Annotated in this window: 16 protein-coding genes, 3 tRNA genes and 2 rRNA genes; 6 read left to right on the top strand and 15 right to left on the bottom strand. The window is 56.7% G+C overall.

Annotation, left to right across the window (positions count from 1 at the left end; genetic code table 11):
• Positions 1-16: 16 nt before the first annotated feature.
• A complete protein-coding gene (locus Q4P78_RS00245; RefSeq protein ID WP_303338300.1) occupies positions 17-1774 on the bottom strand; it encodes a sodium:proton antiporter in 1758 nt (585 codons plus the stop codon).
• Positions 1775-2008: 234 nt separating this feature from the next.
• Positions 2009-2914, bottom strand: a complete 906-nt coding sequence (locus Q4P78_RS00240; RefSeq protein ID WP_303338299.1) for a biotin synthase — start codon at positions 2912-2914, stop codon at positions 2009-2011.
• Between the two features lie 117 nt (positions 2915-3031).
• Here Q4P78_RS00240 and Q4P78_RS00235 point away from each other — a divergent pair, with 117 nt between their 5' ends.
• The 5 genes from Q4P78_RS00235 (at position 3032) to Q4P78_RS00215 (ending at position 6674) form a co-directional block, all read left to right on the top strand.
• A complete protein-coding gene (locus Q4P78_RS00235) occupies positions 3032-3604 on the top strand; it encodes a helix-turn-helix domain-containing protein (RefSeq protein ID WP_303338298.1) in 573 nt (190 codons plus the stop codon).
• A gap of 94 nt (positions 3605-3698) precedes the next feature.
• Complete coding sequence (locus Q4P78_RS00230) at positions 3699-5117, top strand: galactokinase family protein (protein WP_303338297.1); 1419 nt, start codon at positions 3699-3701, stop codon at positions 5115-5117.
• Between the two features lie 139 nt (positions 5118-5256).
• Positions 5257-5424: a ribosome recycling factor gene (locus Q4P78_RS00225; protein WP_303338296.1), complete on the top strand. Its 168-nt coding sequence runs from the start codon at positions 5257-5259 to the stop codon at positions 5422-5424.
• Between the two features lie 73 nt (positions 5425-5497).
• Complete coding sequence (locus Q4P78_RS00220; protein ID WP_303338295.1) at positions 5498-5824, top strand: glutaredoxin domain-containing protein; 327 nt, start codon at positions 5498-5500, stop codon at positions 5822-5824.
• A 10-nt stretch (positions 5825-5834) separates the two neighbouring features.
• Positions 5835-6674 carry a shikimate 5-dehydrogenase gene (locus Q4P78_RS00215; protein WP_303338294.1) on the top strand — a complete coding sequence of 280 codons (840 nt, stop codon included), beginning with the start codon at positions 5835-5837 and terminating at the stop codon, positions 6672-6674.
• A gap of 391 nt (positions 6675-7065) precedes the next feature.
• Here the strand turns inward: Q4P78_RS00215 and Q4P78_RS00210 are convergent, their stop codons facing one another.
• Both Q4P78_RS00210 and Q4P78_RS00205 read right to left on the bottom strand, forming a co-directional pair.
• Positions 7066-7953 (bottom strand): rhomboid family intramembrane serine protease, encoded by an 888-nt coding sequence (locus Q4P78_RS00210; RefSeq protein WP_303338293.1) that lies wholly within the window; start codon positions 7951-7953, stop codon positions 7066-7068.
• Positions 7954-8057: 104 nt separating this feature from the next.
• The gene (locus Q4P78_RS00205) at positions 8058-8585 is read right to left on the bottom strand and encodes a peptidylprolyl isomerase (protein ID WP_303338292.1); all 528 of its coding nucleotides are present in this window, start codon (positions 8583-8585) and stop codon (positions 8058-8060) included.
• 236 nt (positions 8586-8821) lie between these two features.
• Here Q4P78_RS00205 and Q4P78_RS00200 point away from each other — a divergent pair, with 236 nt between their 5' ends.
• A complete protein-coding gene (locus tag Q4P78_RS00200) occupies positions 8822-9163 on the top strand; it encodes a hypothetical protein (protein WP_303338291.1) in 342 nt (113 codons plus the stop codon).
• Positions 9164-9336: 173 nt separating this feature from the next.
• On the opposite strand, the gene rrf (Q4P78_RS00195) is transcribed toward Q4P78_RS00200, so the two are convergent.
• The 11 genes from rrf (Q4P78_RS00195) to gyrB form a co-directional block, all read right to left on the bottom strand.
• A 5S ribosomal RNA gene (gene rrf, locus Q4P78_RS00195) occupies positions 9337-9453 on the bottom strand.
• 3 nt (positions 9454-9456) lie between these two features.
• Positions 9457-9529, bottom strand: a tRNA-Ala gene (locus tag Q4P78_RS00190).
• Positions 9530-9753: 224 nt separating this feature from the next.
• The gene (locus Q4P78_RS00185) at positions 9754-10194 is read right to left on the bottom strand and encodes a DUF3349 domain-containing protein (protein ID WP_303338290.1); all 441 of its coding nucleotides are present in this window, start codon (positions 10192-10194) and stop codon (positions 9754-9756) included.
• 27 nt (positions 10195-10221) lie between these two features.
• A complete protein-coding gene (locus tag Q4P78_RS00180; RefSeq protein ID WP_303338289.1) occupies positions 10222-10524 on the bottom strand; it encodes a hypothetical protein in 303 nt (100 codons plus the stop codon).
• Positions 10524-11699, bottom strand: coding sequence for an inorganic phosphate transporter (locus tag Q4P78_RS00175; protein WP_303338288.1), 1176 nt, complete (start codon positions 11697-11699; stop codon positions 10524-10526). The genes Q4P78_RS00180 and Q4P78_RS00175 overlap by 1 nt, the downstream gene beginning before the upstream one ends.
• 227 nt (positions 11700-11926) lie before the next feature.
• A 5S ribosomal RNA gene (gene rrf / locus Q4P78_RS00170) occupies positions 11927-12043 on the bottom strand.
• A 3-nt stretch (positions 12044-12046) separates the two neighbouring features.
• Positions 12047-12119: transfer RNA gene (locus Q4P78_RS00165), tRNA-Ala, on the bottom strand.
• 162 nt (positions 12120-12281) lie between these two features.
• Positions 12282-12355 (bottom strand) — tRNA-Ile (locus Q4P78_RS00160).
• Between the two features lie 142 nt (positions 12356-12497).
• Positions 12498-13097, bottom strand: coding sequence for a DUF3566 domain-containing protein (locus tag Q4P78_RS00155; protein ID WP_303338287.1), 600 nt, complete (start codon positions 13095-13097; stop codon positions 12498-12500).
• Entirely contained in the window at positions 13097-15715 is a 2619-nt protein-coding gene (gene gyrA / locus Q4P78_RS00150) for a DNA gyrase subunit A (RefSeq protein ID WP_303338286.1), read from the bottom strand. Before gyrA ends, Q4P78_RS00155 begins: the two co-directional genes overlap by 1 nt.
• 64 nt (positions 15716-15779) lie before the next feature.
• Positions 15780-17801 (bottom strand): DNA topoisomerase (ATP-hydrolyzing) subunit B, encoded by a 2022-nt coding sequence (gene gyrB, locus Q4P78_RS00145; protein ID WP_303338285.1) that lies wholly within the window; start codon positions 17799-17801, stop codon positions 15780-15782.
• Positions 17802-17811: the final 10 nt, after the last annotated feature.

Genomic DNA, 17811 nt, shown 5'->3' with positions numbered 1-17811 from the left:
AATCATTCTTTGAGACTTAGGAAGTGCGCTGCTCACCCGAATCCACCTGACTCATAAAGGGCGAGGAGGGAGCGTTAGCAATCACGGGGATTGAGGAGGTACCCAGGTTCAGATGCTGACGCACCAGGTTATAGCGCTCCAGTGCCACGGCACCGGCGGCAAGACCCGGCAGCACAAAGCTCTGATTGGTAGTCTGACGGATAGCATCCGCTTGGGAGAGAATATCGAGCTTACGCACCACACGGTAGACATCATCCGGGTCGTAGCGATCCTGAGCCGAGAGCACCTCAGCCTGAGCTGCAGCCATTGCCGCGTCTCGAATACGCGCGTACTCTTCCTTGCTCTTCTTCAGAGCATCCAATCGAGGTTGGAAGTTCTCAGGTACCATTTCACGCAGATCATCGCGGCGGGTAATAGCGGTGCACATATCGGTCACGCGCTCTTGAACCTCGGGGCTGGTATCCTTCGCTTCTTCCTGAATGGCGACCAGGGCGGCGTCCTGAGCGATCTTCAGCAGGGAGGAGACGGCGTCCTTTTCGCTCTCGTCCACCTCTACCTTGAGTACCTTCATCAGGGTCGGCAGGGTCAGGCCCGGCAGCACCAGGGTAAAGGCGAGCACGGAAATTGCAATCACGATAGCGTCTTCGCGCAGGTGCTCATAGCCCTCAATCATGGGGATGGACAGCGCCAGAATCAGCGTCACCAGACCGCGCATACCCGACCAGGTCATAATGAGCACCTCGGCAAAGGAGCGGGGTGCGCCACCGTGTACGGGGCTTCCCTTGGCGGTACCGGCAAGCCACACAGCACCGAACCACGCCAGACGCACGGCAATAGCCACGGCGGAAATCATAGCGCCCTGCATAAAGAGGGTTAGCAGTCGTTCCGGGTTGGCGCTGGAGATAATACCGCTTGCCTGCAGGCCAATCAGGCCGAAGGCAAGACCGGTCAGCAGCAACTCAATCACCTGCCAGAAAGAGGCATTGGCCAGACGGTCCTCAGCATCCAGCGCCACCAGGTTCTTGGTGCTGGAGAACTGAATCGCGGCAATGACCACGGCAATAACGCCCGAGGCGTGAATATGTTCAGCCACCAGGTAGGCAGCGAAAGGAATCACCAGGCTCACGGCGCTTCGTGCCACGGTACCGTAGGCTGCGCGGCGCACATAGCCACCCACCCAGCCAAAGAGATAACCGATAACAACCGCCAGGGCGGAACCCGCAACAAAATCTATACTGACCTGCAGGGCATCCACATGGTGACCGCTTTCAATGGCGTGAATAGCTGCGTGGAAGAGCACCAGGGAGATAGCGTCGTTAAAACTACCCTCGGTTTGCAGGGTAGCAATCAGGCGGCGGGGAATACCCACCGGCTCTGCCACTGCCTCCACCGCCACGGGGTCGGGGGGAGCAATAGCGGCGCCGATTGCCAGAGCCATAGCAACGCTCATGCCCGGCACCCACCACATGACCGAGCCCGCCACGGCAAGGGCGGAGGCGGTGGTCAGCAGCACCGAGTAAAGCAGTACGGATTTCCAGCGGCGGCGCAGAGCACCCCAGGAGAATTTCACACCGATAGCCCAGAGCAGGGGCGGTAGGAAGATCGGCAGAATAATGCTGGAGTCAATATCAATGTGGGGCACCCAGGGGAATGCCATGGTGCCCAAGCCCAGCAGGGTCATCATGACCGGCCAGGGAAGGTTAATACGTTCGCCCAGTCCCACCATAAAAACGGTGGCGAGCAGAATAATAATAATGGTCGTCAAGTAGAGCATGAGGCGCGGGTGTCCCCTTTCTTTATCGCGGGTGCACTCCCTTTTACTCTAGCGCACCCTTACTCTACTGAGCCTGGTTTTTAGCGAGCGAGGGAGCTTTCTCACCCTATGGGCGTAACTTTTCGACCTTTTGAGCCTCTCTACCCTATTTTCACCCGCTAGAGCATAGAGAAGGAGCCCAGCGCGAGTATGATTTAGATACTCGCACCGGGCTCTTAGAAAATCTCACACCTATTAGCCGTTGTAGCTACCGCAACCGCCACTACCGCAACCACAGCCCTCAACCAGAGGTTCGGGTTCAGGCTCGGGTTCCGGTTCAGCATTGTAGCTACCGCAGCCACCCGATCCACAGCCACAGCCTTCCACCACGGGCTCAGGTTCCGGCTCTGCGTGACCGCCGCAACCACCGGACCCACAACCGCAACCACCGGCGGAGGCAGCGGGTGCCTCATCGTGACCGCCGCAGCATCCGCCGCCATCAGCGGAGCCACAGGAAGAGCCGCGAGCGCCGCCGATACCCATCAGGTCAACACCCTGACTTGCCAGGTAGTTCAGGTAGCCTGCCAGGGGGTTGGCGCTACCGGAGCCGGCGATGACAATACCGCCGTGGCGCATGGACTTGAGCAGATCGTTGACGGTTTCCCAACGATCCAAATCGTCGCTAATGGTAATGGCGCTAACCACGTGCAGGGATAGGGAGGTCAGCGAGCGCAGTGCGTCTTCAAAGCCTTCGGGCAGGTGAATAACCTTCTGGGGTGCTGCCAGGCGAGCAATAGCGAGGATTCGCAGCAGGCTCATGGGGATTGCGTTTTCGGGCAGCTTGACACTAAAACCAACCGCCTTGGATTCGCGCAGAGCCACGAGCTGTTCAGCCAGCTCCTGGGAGTCGATATCGTGACTAATGTCCAGCAGGTCGTAGTTCGCGGTGGAAATGGCGCGGGTACTCATGGCGTCTGCCAGTTCCTTGGGCGCCTCAATGGCGATCATATTGCGGAATTCATTGCGGCGCAGAATGGATGCCGCTTCAATCAGGGCGAAGTCCTGCCCGTCTTCTGCCAGCAGCAGGTCGTGTACCTGCTCAACGCTCAGATTATTACCGGCGTTAATGCTGTCTACCAGTTCAGAATAGGTATTGCTCATACAAGTATTAAACACCTTTGGGCGAAATTTACGAGGCAGTTATGCCTTAGGCATGGATTTTTTGCTTCTTTGGCTCTTTTTATCCCATTCTGATGCGGAAAGTTTTAGAATGGATATGTGGCACTTTCTCATACTAAGATTCTGGAAGCCGCACGTGAGGTCATGACCGAGCGTGGTGTGGCTGAACTGTCCATGCGCCGATTGGCTCAGGAGCTTGATGTTGCTCCCGGCGCACTCTACTATCATGTCGATTCTAAGCAGCAGCTACTGATCGACCTGGCTGATTTTATTTTGGAGAAGGCTCCTTCTGAGCTTTCTGTAGCCGCGGGTACTCGCGATCGCCAGCGCATTGCGCAGTCCCTGCTGCAGCGTGGGGATGTGCTCTATTCGGTGCTCTACCCCATTCGTGAGGGTTCGCAGGTAATGCGCCTGGCACTGAACCTGCACAAGGATTCCATTGCCCCGACCGCCGCTATTGCTCAGGATCTGCTGGTTCTTGGCTTTAGCGATGAGCAGGCTATGATGCGCGCTCGCCTACTGACTCATATCTCTCTGGATTTGATTGAGGAGCAGCAGAACCGCGTCATGTTTGCCGAGGTGATTGAGGGCCCTCTAGATCCTACGGATGCCGGTCGTGCCGCTTATCTAGCCTCCTTGCGTGAGGCTATTGAGATGACTCTTCAGCACTAAGAGCGAAAGTAGTACCGGGTGTGTTCCCCTTGATGGGTGCACACCCGGTCTTCTTATGTTTCACGTGAAACATCTATCTCAGAAAGATGATTCTATGACTTCCTCCCCCGAGATATCGCCCAGCTTGGGCGCCCACTGGGAAAGCCTACCCGATGATGCTCAGGAGATTGAGCGCGTCCGTGCCAGCTTTATTTCAGCCTATGGCTATGAGCCCGAAGGTGTATGGTCCGCACCCGGGCGCCTGAACCTACTGGGCGAGTATATTGATTTCTTGGGAGGCACCTGCCTGCCCATGCCGCTGCCCTATCGCACCTATATTGCAGGTAGTGCCCGCACTGACGGTGTGCTGCGCGCAGCCAGCGCCCAAATGCCTGCCGATACACGCACCGTCATGATTAGCGATATTGTGCCCGGCCAGCTCAAGGGCTGGTTTACCTATGTTGCCGGGGTTGCCTGGGCTATGAATCAGGAGGGTGGTCGCGATATTGCCTTACCCGAGCATTTCGGCGCCGATCTCTATATTAATTCCCGCGTGCCGGTTGGCGGCGGTCTTTCTTCCTCTGCTGCTCTAGAGGCCTCTACGGCGCTCGCTCTGCTGGATCTTTCCTGCCCGCAGCGTGAAAATTGCGTCGAAATTGACCGTGCAGCCCAGGATCGCAGCGCCGCCAATGATGCCCTACGCGCCCGCTTGGCGCAGGTGTGTATTAATGCTGAAAACACCATTGCGGGAGCTCAAACGGGCGGTTTGGATCAAAGTGCTGCCCTGCGTTCTCTGCCGGGACAAGCGCTTGCGATTGATTTTCGTGATTTTTCTATTGAACCTCTGCACGTTGCACCCGAGCAGGATGGACTTGCCTGGCTGGTCATTGATACCAATACCCCGCATGAGCTGATCGACGGTGGCTTTGCCGCACGCCGCGCCGCCTCCGAATCGGCTTCCCATGCCCTGGGCTATAGTTTTTTGCGCCGGGCATTGCCGGAGGATCTGAGCTTTGCCGACGTACCCGAGCGCGAGGCAAAGGCACAGCGCGCCAATCGTGTGGATTCTTGTACCAATGCCGCCATGTTGGCTTTAGAAGATGCTGAAGGCACTCCCCCGGATTTTCCGCGCGGCTGGGTGCGCCACGCCTTCCACGATATGATGCTTGTCCCCCGTGCTATCTATGTGCTCAAGGCTTTGGAAACTACCGCTGAGCCTCAAGAGCGGCAGAAGCTCTATAAAGAACTGGGCCATCTTCTCACAGAGTCTTTTGTGTCTATGAGGGATGAGCTGCGCGTATCCCGCGTGGAAATTGATGAGACGGTGCGCCTTTGTCTGGAACACGGCGCCCTGGGTGCCCGTATTGTGGGCGGTGGTTTTGGCGGTGCCGTTATGGCTCTGATGCCGCAGGAGCTATTGGAGAGTACCGCGGATGCCATTGCGCATCTCTATGCCTCGTGCGGCTGGGCACCCCCGCGCTTTTTGCCCATGCGCGCTGGTTATGCCGCGGATATTGCCTATAAGCGCGACTAATACTCTGTGTTGTGGCTATCTTTTGGGCGTATGCGGGCATAAAGTGTCCGCCTCAGCAGTTATAGTGAACAGCACAGCCCGTAAGCGTGCGGGCTAATCCACTTACTCCCCCATTGCGGGGTCTACTCAAGGAGAATTCATGGGTTTCGATATTAAGGGTCTGGTTGAGCAGGGCGTTGACAAGGCTCAGGACCTGATTAATGACAAGGCTGGCAAGGAAGTTGTGAACGACGATATGGCTCAGAAGGCCGGCGAGGTTATTTCCGAGCAGGCTCAGTCGCTGAGCGAGAAGTTCACCGGTAAGTAAGGTGTAGGGGCTCCCGTAGGGTTACGGGAGCCTTTATGCTGTATATAAAGAATCAACCCTCAAGGAGAAAATTATGTTGGAGCGTTCTCAGTCCACTCAGCAGCAAGCTCGCGAAACCATCGCTAATGGCGGTGTCGTGATTTATTGGCGTCCGGGCTGCCCCTTCTGCGAGCGCCTGGATGCACACCTGGGTGCCCTGGGCGATGAGGCTACCTGGGTAAATATTTGGGAAGATCCCCAGGCTGAGGCTCATGTTCAGAGCCTGAACGATGGCAATTCCACCGTTCCCACCGTGGATACCGGCGATATTTCTTTTGTGGCGGCTAGCGATAAGCTGCGCGAGCGCACCGCTAAGCTGCTGCGTAATGTTGTTGAGGGCAAGCAGGCTCAGCAGAGCTAAAGGGGGAATTATGCAGGTTAATCGCGATACTCAGCTGTGTATTTCGGTCTCGGCGCGCCCCTCCGAGCACGGTAATCGTTTCCACAATTATCTCTATGAGAAGCTGGGGCTGAATTTTATCTATAAGGCTCATCGTGTAGAGGATATTGACGGTGCTATTGCCGGTGTGCGTGCGCTGAGTATTCGCGGTTGCTCTGTCTCTATGCCTCATAAGCAGCGCGTGCTGGAGCTGGTGGATGAGGTGGACGAATCTGCCGCGGTCATCGGTGCGGTTAATACCGTGGTTAATACTGATGGTCATCTCAAGGCGTATAACACCGATGTTTTGGCGGTTTCCCAACTGCTGACTGAGCGCGCTGTGGATCCTACCCTGCCGGTTCTGCTGCGTGGCTCGGGCGGTATGGCTTCTGCTGTTGCGGGTGCTTTTTATCGTGCGGGTTTTAAAGCGGTGACTATTCTGGCGCGCAATGAGCGGGCAGGTCGCGCTTTGGCTTCTAGTTACGGCTGGGATTGGGTGCCGCATGAGGATCAGCTCTCCGATGCTTCTTTGGCGACCGCTCACCCTGCGGTGCTGGTCAATGTCACTCCTCTAGGCATGGAGGGTGCAGATGAGAGCGAGACTCTCGCATTCCCTCTGTCTTTCATTGATAGCGCGCGGGTGATTGTGGATGCGGTGGCTCTGCCGGTTGCCACGCCCCTGGTGCGCGCGGCGCGCGAGCGTTCTCAGCAGATTATTCACGGTGGCGATATTATTGCCCTGCAGGCTGCCGAGCAGTTCAAGCTCTATACGGGTGTTGAGCTTTCGCCGCAGCTGGTGCAGGAGGCTGAAGAGTACGCCTCTATCCACTAGCTGTGGATAGCTGAAAATCCCCGGGATTTAAGGCTTTTTGCCTTAAATCCCGGGGATTTTCTGCGCTCGCGCAAGTTTTCCACAGGACTTTTCCACACTGTGTATAACTACATTCGTGTAATTTCACGAATGAAACTCACCCCTTAAAGACTTTGATTCTGCGCTAGATTCTCCCCTAAATTACATGCATGTAAGACTTATCCCCAGCTTTCTCCACAGCTGGGGATAACTTAAAACCCAGTCTGTGGATTTATGTAATTACAAAAGTTTCAGGTTCTCCACGCGCCTCTCCCCCATTTTCACGGGTATCAGAGGGCTCGGAGCAAAAAATTCCCCGATGTGCTATAGCACATCGGGGAATCTCTTCACTCTAGTGCCTGTCATACGACTCTTAGAGATGGTGCTCCTTTTTGAGCTTTTGAACCTGAATCAGCTGCGGAGCAATGACCACCAGGGTCACCACAACTCCGGCAATAAAGCCACCCAGATGTCCCTGCCAGGAAATATTGGGCATCACAAAGCCCATGACCACATTCAGACCGATCATACCCATCAGGGAGCGAATCTGCTCACGCTGCTTCATGAGTACCAGCAGCACCAAATAGGAGCCAATCAGACCGAAAATACCGCCGGAGGCACCCACCACGGTATCCCTATAGGCAAGCAGATAGACCATCGCCGAGCCGCCCAGAATCGAGGCGATATAGATGGTCACAAAGCGCCAGCGTCCCAGCATTCTCTCCAGGGCGGTACCGAAAATGTACAGGGAGAACATATTGAAGAGAATATGTGTGTAGTCGTACTGGGAGTGCATAAAGCCGCTGGTTAGCGCACGGTAGTAGCCGTTGATTCCCTCGTAGTAGTCCACATAGGCCCAGTTGAGCGCGAAGTTCTGGAAGAAGCTGGGAACCATCCACTGCAGAGCGTAAACCAGAACATTCAAGGAGATCAGCGTGTAGGTCGCCCAGGGTTTAAAGGGAGCCGGTCGAGCGGCTGCCGCGGCGGCGGAGAGCTCTCGGTAGCAATCGGCGCAGAGCATACCCACCTCCATCTGCACTTGGCAGGCACCGCAGGCGGGGCGCATACAGCGCTTACAGCGGGCGTAGGAGACGCGGTCGGGGTGACGCGGGCATACAGGCTCTTCTTGGCTCTGCGCAGCTCCTGTAGCCTCCAGTGGGCTGTAAGAGCTAGACCCTAAGCCAGAAGCGGCGGGGTTGGTGGAGGCTTCGGGTATATAAGCGGGGGAGGCGGAGCTATGTTCGGGGTGCTGCTCTGTCATACATATCCTTATGAATCGCGAGGGACGGGCAGGTCATATAAAGCTCAGCCCCCGCGCTCAGCACCGTTGTGGGGTGCAAGCGCGGGGGCTGAGTGTGAAAAAGATTAGAGCTTCTCGATATCGATCGAGGAGATCACAACGTCCTTAACGGGGCGGTCCTGGGGGCCGGTCTGTACGCTCTCAATAGCGTCCACAACCTTCTTGGACTCTTCATCGGAGACCTCACCGAAGATGGTGTGGCGGTTGTTCAGCCACTCGGTGGGCTGGGTGGTGATGAAGAACTGGGAACCGTTGGTGCCCGGGCCTGCGTTTGCCATAGCCAGCAGGTAGGGCTTGGAGAAGGAGAGCTCGGGGTGGAACTCGTCCTTGAACTGGTAGCCGGGGCCGCCGATGCCCAGACCCAGGGGGTCACCGCCCTGAATCATGAAGTCCTTGATAATGCGGTGGAAAACCACGTCCTTGTACAGGGGCTGGGACATGATTTCGCCGGTGCGAGGGTGCTTCCACTCGCGGGAGCCATCGGAGAGACCGATGAAGTTCTCTACGGTCAGGGGTGCGTGGTTACCGAAGAGGTCCACGTGAATATCACCGTAGTTGGTGTGGATAGTTGCCTTAGCAGTTGCAATAGTCATACCCCTATTTTCTCATGGCACACGCCCCCTATGCCACATGAAGCGCCCTATATTCGTCTTTGGGCAATTTAGCCGGGCGTGAACAGATGCTCTCTGCCTGGGGCAGATGAGGGGATTATTTGGCTCTCTAGCCCCATGTGCGGTGGGTATTTTGGGCTAAACCTTTTATCCTAAGAAGTAGCAGATTTATTTGCCTCCTCCCTCGATGCGGAGGCGGCACTATCCAAGGAGGAACAATGTTCTGCAAGAAGCGTAAGGCAGCTAAGGCTGCAAAGGCTGCCGCAGTGGTAGCGTCCATGGCTGTTGCTGAGAAGGCTGAGCAGCTGGTCGATCCCAAGACCGCCGCTATGTTTGCTGAGAAGCTGACCGGCAATGAGCGCGCCCTGAAGAAGGCTCGTAAGGCTACCGCTAAGACCCTGAAGGCTAGCGAGAAGGAACTGGCTCGTATTGCTCGCAATGGCGGCAAGCGCCCCCGTAAGGGTCTGGCATTTGTGGGTCTGCTGGTGGCTCTGGGTGCTGCCGGTGCCGCTGCATACTCTGCTGCTCGTCCGGTTGAGGATCCCTGGAAGAACGCCTAAGAGGTCATATATTCGAAAAGCCCGCGGGATAGAGTGCTTGATCAAGCATTCTACCCCGCGGGTTTGTGTATATCCGCCAGCTAGAGATAGAAAGGGGAATAACCTCTAAAGACTCTGTAGAGGGGTAAACAAAAAAGACCGCTGAGTTTCCTCAGCGGTCTTTATCAACAATAAACCGGCAACGACCTACTCTCCCACACCCACAAAAGTGCAGTACCATCGGCGCTAAGAGTCTTAGCTTCTGGGTTCGGAATGGAACCAGGCGTTTCCCTCTTGCTATAATCACCGGAAAGTGGAGGCGAGGGGACTCGAACCCCTAACCCTCTGCTTGCAAAGCAGATGCGCTACCAATTGCGCCACGCCCCCGCGGTGCATATACAACTATACAGACCCAACACCCCGAATACAAATCGAAAAGCTATGAACTGTATCACGCTTTTAGGGTGGGTGTTGCACTACTCTCTCATACCGCCCGTCCCACCGATTAAAAGCCCTGTGCCCGTGCGTACCTATTACTACCAGGTATGCACGGGCACAGGGCTCTACGTTCTTCTACGCGCCTCTGACGGGTCTATGAGCCGCAGAAAAGCTTATTCCTCACCGGCACCCGGAGCGGCAATCTTAGCCGCCTCAGCCGCCAGCTCAGCAATACGAATCTCGCCGGTGGTCGGATCCTCGTACGCAACATACTCGGGGCGACCTGCGATATCCGCATCCTCATTCACGTGATTCTCCGAAATCAAGAAACCGTGAGCGCCCAGGATCTTTGCCACGCGGTCAATATCCTGCGGGGTGGGGGTGTGGTCAACCACGCGACGAATGTACTCATTAATGCGCTGGTCGCTCACATAAGCCTCACCGCGGGCTGCGCGCGATTGCATCAGCTGACGCACAACCTCCTGCAGCTGCACATCGGTCAGGCGCATCTTCAGAATCGCCATCACCGCAGCACGGTCCTGTACGGGCACGTCTTTGGGATAGCCGACGCTCAGCCAATCCACGACGCGGGTAATAATATTCTTATCCGGCATCGTTCCCTCCTTCATTACAAGTAGTCATTAGTGGCCGCCTCCGGTAACACCGAAGATATTCCAGCCAAAGGTATGGTCAATAAAGTCCTTAGCGACCCATAGGATCGCCACAATAATCACGCCCACGATCAGAACAAAGACCAGGGCAGAGGCCACGCGAGCGGCAGTCGAGGGCGGTTCAATCTCCACCAGCTGACCGTCCGCCGTGTACTCGGTACGACCCGCCAGCAGACGCACGCCCAGGGCGTAGAGAGCCGGCAGACCCGCACCAAAGGCAAGGCCGGCAAGGGTCACAGGGACAATCTTTTCCAGCAGTTCAAACAGCGACATTAGGCACTCACCTTCTGGCTCTTCTCATCCCAATCATCGGTCACGCTATCTGCGGAAACATCATCATGCTTGGAACGGCGCCAAATAATGAAACTAAAGAGGCACAGCAGGCCAAAGACCACCAGCTCACCCACAAAATGGGTGCCGGTGAGGGTATTCAGACCCGCACCAATCAGCCAGGTCACAGCGCCAATCACCGAAGCGGCGGGTAGGGTAATAACCCACGCCAGCACCATGCGTCCTGCAACACCCCAGCGCACCTGAGCACCCTTACGACCCAGACCCGAACCCAGAATGGAGCCGGTTGCCACGTGAGTGGTGGACAGAGCCATACCGAAGTGCGAGGAGGTCAGAATAATAGCTGCGGATGCGCCGTCAGCTGCCACGCCCTGCGGGGTGTCAACCTCCACAATACCCTTACCCAGGGTACGGATAATGCGCCAGCCACCCAGCCAAGTACCCAGAGCAATAGCAATTGCACAGGCTGCCTTGACCCAGAAGGGGATAGAGTCGGATTCATTCACCGCGCCGGAGGCAACCAGCGCCAGGAAGATAACACCCATGGTCTTCTGGGCATCATTGGTACCGTGAGCCAGGGACATCAGGGAGGCAGTGCCCACCTGACCCCAGCGGAAGGTGCGGTGCTTGCGCTCATCGGAAACCGGAGCGGCAATACGGTACACCAACCACGTACCAATACAGGAGACAAAGGCGGCAATCACCGGGGACATAACCGCCGGGATTACGATCTTAGAGAAGACGCCCGCCCATTGTACGCCCGAGAAACCCAGCGCTGCCAGAGCCGAACCAATCAGGCCGCCAAAGAGAGCGTGGGAGGAGCTTGAGGGTAGACCCACCAGCCAGGTCAGCAGGTTCCATAGGATACCGCCCACCAGACCGGTAAAGACGATGAGCATCAGTCCTGAGCCGTCTTGAGAAATGTCGATTTGGTCTAGGTTTACCAGCCCCTTACCAACAGTTTTTGCCACCTCAACCGAGAGGAATGCACCCACGAGGTTTAGGCTCGCAGAAAGTGCCACCGCGGTTTTCGGTTTCAAGGCGCCGGTGGCAATGGAGGTTGCCATGGCATTGCCGGTATCGTGGAAGCCGTTTGTGAAGTCGAAGGCTAGAGCCGTCAACACCACAATCACTAGAACGATTAATTCAGTAGTCACGCTTAAATTCTATAGCGCTTGTGCACCCTCGCGTGCGCTTTTGCTCATTTAGTGCCTTATCTCGCGCCGGGCACTTTAGAATTTATGGGCAGCTCGCTCCGCAGAGCGTGCAACAGCTTATCCACTGTGCCCGCTCGATATCTCGAGGGGGGAAAGGTGGCGGATCAGCAGCCCTTAGGGTAAACAAAAAGACCGCTGAGTTTCCTCAGCGGTCTTTATCAATAATAAACCGGCAACGACCTACTCTCCCACACCCACAAAAGTGCAGTACCATCGGCGCTAAGAGTCTTAGCTTCTGGGTTCGGAATGGAACCAGGCGTTTCCCTCTTGCTATAATCACCGGAAAGTGGAGGCGAGGGGACTCGAACCCCTAACCCTCTGCTTGCAAAGCAGATGCGCTACCAATTGCGCCACGCCCCCGCATTAGCGGAAATCGCTATTATTTTATAAAGAATCCGTAGATTCACGCCAGGCTTGTGCAAGCTTGGCATCCTGAGCTTTTTTCAAACCCAGAACTCCGGCCACCGCCAGGGTCGCAATCAGAAGAATCTTCTTCATTTTTCCCTTTCAGTTTTCAGAGAGTGGGCGTACCTGGAATCGAACCAGGGACCTCTTCGTTATCAGCGAAGCGCTCTAACCGTCTGAGCTATACGCCCTCCCATTCCTTCGGGTTTCCCCGTGGAACGAGATATAACTATACAGAGGTTTTTCACCCCCTGCAAGTCGAAATCATATGTTCTGCATCACATGCACTTTTTGGATGCTGATTCAGCAGAAAACCCGCATAAATCCGGGCTTTTACTCATCACTCATCGTCAGAGTAATACCACCAACCAGGCGAGCAGCCAGGTTGTACAGGGTCGCAGCAATCATACCCAACAGGGTAAAGAGCACAGTATTGACCACCGAAATAATGGTGGTAATCAAAGCAACCTGACCCACAGAGACCATCTGAGTAATATCAATAGCCTGATTACCGGTACCCAAAGAGGTCAGCAGCTGGTTAATACCCTGGAAAGAGCCGGATGCCTGCAGGAAGAGGAAGAGCAGCACAGAAGCCACAACCACCACAATACCCAGAGCCATCGAAAGCAGGAAGACCATCTTAGCTACCGACCAGGGGTCAATCTTCTGGACCACCAGGCGAGCGCGACGAATCTTGCTACGCGGTGCAGGGCGCACCAGCTGACGGCGGGAGCCCTGTGCGCGCGACGCCGGGCCGCGACGAGCCGCAGTGGTGCGGCGTGCAGGTCCGGTCCTGCCCTTACGGGCAACGGGCTTCTTCTTAGCGCCTGCAGGAGCCTTCTTAGCGCCGGATGCGCTCTTCTTCGGGGCAGCCTTCTTCTCGGTGGAGACGGACTTCTGCGCCGAGGATGCGCTCTGCGGATTCGTGCTCATTAGTTACCTTCCTGTCCGGCGGCGTCATTTTCGCCACCGTCCTGTGATGTGTGCTCTGCCTGTGCGGCGCTCTGCTCAGAATCTTCGTCCTGTTCCTCGGCGGAGTCCAGCTGACGATCCTGATTACGAGCCACACCGATAATGCTATCGCCCTTACCGGGCTTTGCAAAAATAACACCCATAGTATCGCGGCCCTTAGCCGGCACTTCGGAGACATTGGTGCGGACAACCTTGCCGCCGGCCATAACAACCAGCACCTCGTCATCCTCATCAACAATCAGGGCACCCACCAGAGCACCGCGATCCTCCACCAGCTTGGCAACCTTAATGCCGTAGCCATTACGACCCTGCACGCGGTACTCGTCCACGCTGGTGCGCTTGGCGTAGCCACCCTCGGTGACCACAAAGACAAAGCTATTATCGGTTACCAGATTAGCCGAAATCAGCTCATCGCCGTCGCGGAACTTCATACCGGTCACACCCGAGGTGGAACGACCCATAGGACGCAGAGCCTCATCGGTGGCATTAAAGCGCAGGGACATACCGGCACGGGAAACCAGAATAATATCATCGCTAGCCGAAGCCAGGAATGCCGAAACAACCTCATCGCCCTCGCGCAGGTTAATAGCAATCAGACCCGCGGTACGGTTGGTGTCGTAATCGCTCAAGCGGCTCTTCTTAATCATGCCGCCGCGAGTTGCCAGCACCAGATAGTCCGCATCCTCATAGGAACGCAGCTCCATGACCTTAGCGATGGTCTCTCCGGGCTGGAATTCCAGAAGATTAGCCACATGCTGACCCTTGGCGTCGCGACCGGCATCCATGAGCTCATAGCCCTTGGTGCGGTAGACGCGACCCAGGTTCGTAAAGAAGAGAATCCAGCTGTGGGTGGTGGTGACAAAGAAGTGCTCCACCACATCATCGCCGCGCAGGGAGGCACCCTTAATACCCTTACCACCGCGGTGCTGGCTGCGGTATTGGTCGCTGCGGGTACGCTTAACATAGCCGCCGCGGGTAATGGTAACCACCACTTCCTCTTCGGGAATCAGGTCCTCAATGGACATATCTCCGTCGTAGCCGCGCAGGATCTGGGTGCGGCGGTCATCGCCATAGCGGTTGACGATTTCGCGCAGCTCCTGGGAGACAATCTCACGCTGACGAGCCTCGGAGGCAATAATCGCATTGTATTCGCCGATCAGGCGCTCCAGCTCGGCGTGACGATCCTCAATCTTCTGGCGCTCCAGAGCAGCCAGGCGGCGCAGCTGCATATTCAAAATAGCCTGAGCCTGAGCCTCATCAATGCCCAGCAGCTGCATCAGACCCGTGCGCGCCTCATCTACGGTGGGGGAGCGGCGGATCAGGGCAATAACCTCATCCAGGGCATCCAGAGCCTTGAGCAGACCGCGCAGAATATGCGCCTCTTCTTCCGCCTGGCGCAGACGGTAGCGGGTGCGGCGCACAATAACGTCCAGCTGGTGGGTAACCCAGTGGCGAATAAAGGCATCCAGGGACAAGGTGCGGGGCACCCCGTCCACAATGGCCAGCATATTGGCGGAGAAATTCTCCTGCAGCTGGGTGTGCTTGTACAGGTTGTTGAGCACAACCTTGGCGACAGCATCGCGCTTGAGCACAATCACCAGGCGCTGACCGGTACGACCACTGGTCTCATCGCGCAGATCGGAAATACCGGTAATCTTGCCGTCCTTAATCAGGTCGGCAATCTTAATCGCCAGGTTATCCGGGTTTGCCTGATAGGGCAGTTCGGTCACCACCAGGCAGGTGCGGCCGTTGATTTCCTCAACGTTAACCACCGCGCGCATGGTGATCGAGCCGCGACCGGTACGGTAGGCGTCTTCAATACCCTTGGTGCCCAAAATGGTTGCACCGGTGGGGAAGTCGGGGCCCTTAATGCGTTCCATCAGGGCTGCCAGCAGCTCTTCATTGGTGGCATTGGGGTTCTGCAGGTACCAGTCCACGCCATCGGCTACTTCGCGCAGGTTATGCGGCGGGATATTGGTTGCCATACCCACAGCAATACCCGAGGAGCCGTTGACCAGCAGGTTCGGGATGCGCGAGGGCAATACGGTAGGTTCCAGAGACTTACCGTCGTAGTTCGGCTGGAAATCCACGGTATCTTCGGTAATATCGCGCACCATTTCCATAGCAATGGGCGCCATCTTGGTCTCGGTGTAACGGGGAGCTGCCGCACCGTCATTACCGGGGGAGCCGAAGTTGCCCTGACCCAGTGCCAGGGGGTAGCGCAGGGTCCAGCCCTGAATCAGACGCACCAGGGCGTCATAAATCGCGGCGTCACCGTGCGGGTGGAACTGACCCATCACATCACCTACCACGCGAGCGCACTTATTGAAGGAGCGGTCGGGGCGGTAACCACCGTCGTACATTGCGTAAATCACGCGACGGTGCACAGGCTTGAGGCCGTCACGTACATCCGGCAGTGCGCGGCCAATAATAACCGCCATAGCGTAGTCCAGGTAGGAGCGCTGCATTTCGGTCTGCAGGTCCACCTGTTCAATATGACCGTGAGGGTTATCCACCACGATCTCGCCGCGGTTGGTCATGACCTCAATCTCGGGCGTAGAGTTATTCTCTTCACTCATACTTATCGTCTCATTCTTATCGTTGTTCCCTGATATCTTTTAGCGCGCGCTTTTCAAGCGGGTCTTAGATATCCAGGAATCGAATGTCCTTGGCGTTCTGCTGGATGAACTCGCGACGTGCCTCCACGTCTTCACCCATGAGCACCGAGAAAATCTGATCCGCTGCGGCCGCGTCTTCCATGGTCACCTGCAGCAGGGTGCGGCGCTGAGGATCCATAGTGGTATCCCACAGCTCGGTGTAGTCCATCTCGCCCAGACCCTTATAGCGCTGAATGCCGTTATCCTTGGGCAGACGCTGGTTCTTGGCGGCGCCGCGCTCCAGAGCCGCATCGCGCTCGGCGTCGGAGTAGACATAATCGTGCGGGGCATTGGACCACTTAATGCGGTACAGCGGCGGCTGAGCCAGGTAGACATAGCCGGCCTCAATCAGCGGGCGCATAAAGCGGAAGAGCAGGGTCAGCAGCAGGGTGGTAATGTGCTGACCGTCCACGTCCGCATCGGCCATGAGCACGATCTTGTGGTAGCGCGCCTTTTCAATATTGAAATCATCGCCAATGCCGGTACCGAAGGCGGTAATCATGGACTGGATTTCACTATTGGACAGGGCGCGGTCCAGGCGAGCGCGCTCAACGTTCAGGATCTTACCGCGCAGGGGCAAAATAGCCTGGGTGTTCGGGTCGCGACCCTGAACAGCCGAACCGCCCGCGGAGTCACCCTCCACCAGGTAAATTTCGGAAATCTGCGGATCCTTGGAGGAGCAGTCCTTGAGCTTACCGGGCATGGAGCTGGTCTCCAGCAGGCCCTTACGGCGGGTGGTTTCGCGTGCCTTGCGGGCCGCCATACGTGCCTGAGCGGCGGTAATGGCGCGACGCACAATATCCTTGGCGGTGGAGGGGTTACGGCCGAACCAGTCGCCCAGGTGGTCATTGACCTCTCGCTGGGTAAAGGACTTAGCCTCCGAGTTGCCCAGCTTGGTCTTGGTCTGACCTTCAAACTGCGGTTCGCCGATCTTGATAGAGATAACGGCGGTCAGGCCCTCGCGCACATCGTCACCGGTGAGGTTATCGTCCTTATCGCGCAGCAGCTTCTGCTCGCGAGCGTAACGATTCACCAGGGAGGTCAGAGCCGCACGGAAGCCTTCTTCGTGGGTGCCACCCTCGTGGGTGTTAATGGTGTTGGCGTAGGTATAGGTATTTTCGGTGTAGGAGGTGGTCCACTGCAGAGCCACTTCCAGAGCCATACCGCGTTCATCATCTTCTGCCTCAAAGGCAATGATTTCTTCATTGACCACGGTCTTGGACTTATTCAGGTGGTGAACGTAGTCAAAGAGACCGTTATCGTAGCGGTAGGTTACGCTCTTAAAGCCTTGAGCATCTGCACCCACGGTATTCAGAGGCAGAGCCTTCTTTTCACCCTCTTCGCTGGTGACTTCGTCGCCCTCAAACTTTTCGCGCTGATCCGTCAGGGCAATGGTCAGACCCTTATTCAGGAATGCCATCTGCTGAAATCGGGTGCGCAGGGTTTCAAAGTCGAAAATGACGGTGTCGAAAATGGAGCCATCCGGGTAGAAGGTCTGGATGGTGCCGGTGCGGTCGGAGGGTTCGCCGCGGCGCAGCGGGCCGTCCGGCACGCCGCCGTTTGCGAAGGAAATATGCCATGCGTAGCCCTGACGGTGCACCTCGGTAATCACGCGAGTGGAGAGTGCGTTCACCACGGAGATACCCACGCCGTGCAGACCGCCGGAGACGGAGTAGCCGCCGCCGCCGAACTTACCGCCGGCATGCAGCACGGTCATAACCACCTCGACGGTGGACTTGTGCTCGGTGGGGTGCTCGTCCACGGGGATACCGCGTCCGTCGTCTTCTACGCGGATAGCACCATCGGGCAGGATGGTGACGTTAATGCGGCTTGCGTGCCCTGCCAGGGCTTCGTCCACAGAGTTGTCTACTACTTCGTAGACCAGGTGGTGCAGACCGCGTTCATTGGTTGAGCCAATGTACATGCCCGGACGCTTGCGAACAGCTTCCAAGCCTTCAAGAACGGTAATATCGGATGCGCCGTATTCGTGGGTGTTTTCCGTAGCCACGTACTTCAGG

It is taken from the genome of Rothia sp. (in: high G+C Gram-positive bacteria), assembly GCF_030540545.1.
Lineage (GTDB): Bacteria > Actinomycetota > Actinomycetes > Actinomycetales > Micrococcaceae > Rothia.
Note: the sequence above shows the minus strand (reverse complement) of the source record. Positions and strands in the feature narration are given on the sequence as shown.

Coding starts and splice junctions, on each gene's coding strand:
- Q4P78_RS00240 (WP_303338299.1), bottom strand. CDS start 2,914: ATGAGCAATACCTATTCTGAACTGGTAGACAGCATTAACGCCGGTAAT.
- Q4P78_RS00185 (WP_303338290.1), bottom strand. CDS start 10,194: ATGCCGGATAAGAATATTATTACCCGCGTCGTGGATTGGCTGAGCGTC.
- Q4P78_RS00230 (WP_303338297.1), top strand. CDS start 3,699: ATGACTTCCTCCCCCGAGATATCGCCCAGCTTGGGCGCCCACTGGGAA.
- Q4P78_RS00245 (WP_303338300.1), bottom strand. CDS start 1,774: ATGCTCTACTTGACGACCATTATTATTATTCTGCTCGCCACCGTTTTT.
- Q4P78_RS00225 (WP_303338296.1), top strand. CDS start 5,257: ATGGGTTTCGATATTAAGGGTCTGGTTGAGCAGGGCGTTGACAAGGCT.
- Q4P78_RS00180 (WP_303338289.1), bottom strand. CDS start 10,524: ATGTCGCTGTTTGAACTGCTGGAAAAGATTGTCCCTGTGACCCTTGCC.
- Q4P78_RS00220 (WP_303338295.1), top strand. CDS start 5,498: ATGTTGGAGCGTTCTCAGTCCACTCAGCAGCAAGCTCGCGAAACCATC.
- Q4P78_RS00205 (WP_303338292.1), bottom strand. CDS start 8,585: ATGACTATTGCAACTGCTAAGGCAACTATCCACACCAACTACGGTGAT.
- Q4P78_RS00215 (WP_303338294.1), top strand. CDS start 5,835: ATGCAGGTTAATCGCGATACTCAGCTGTGTATTTCGGTCTCGGCGCGC.
- Q4P78_RS00200 (WP_303338291.1), top strand. CDS start 8,822: ATGTTCTGCAAGAAGCGTAAGGCAGCTAAGGCTGCAAAGGCTGCCGCA.
- Q4P78_RS00210 (WP_303338293.1), bottom strand. CDS start 7,953: ATGACAGAGCAGCACCCCGAACATAGCTCCGCCTCCCCCGCTTATATA.
- Q4P78_RS00155 (WP_303338287.1), bottom strand. CDS start 13,097: ATGAGCACGAATCCGCAGAGCGCATCCTCGGCGCAGAAGTCCGTCTCC.
- gyrA (WP_303338286.1), bottom strand. CDS start 15,715: ATGAGTGAAGAGAATAACTCTACGCCCGAGATTGAGGTCATGACCAAC.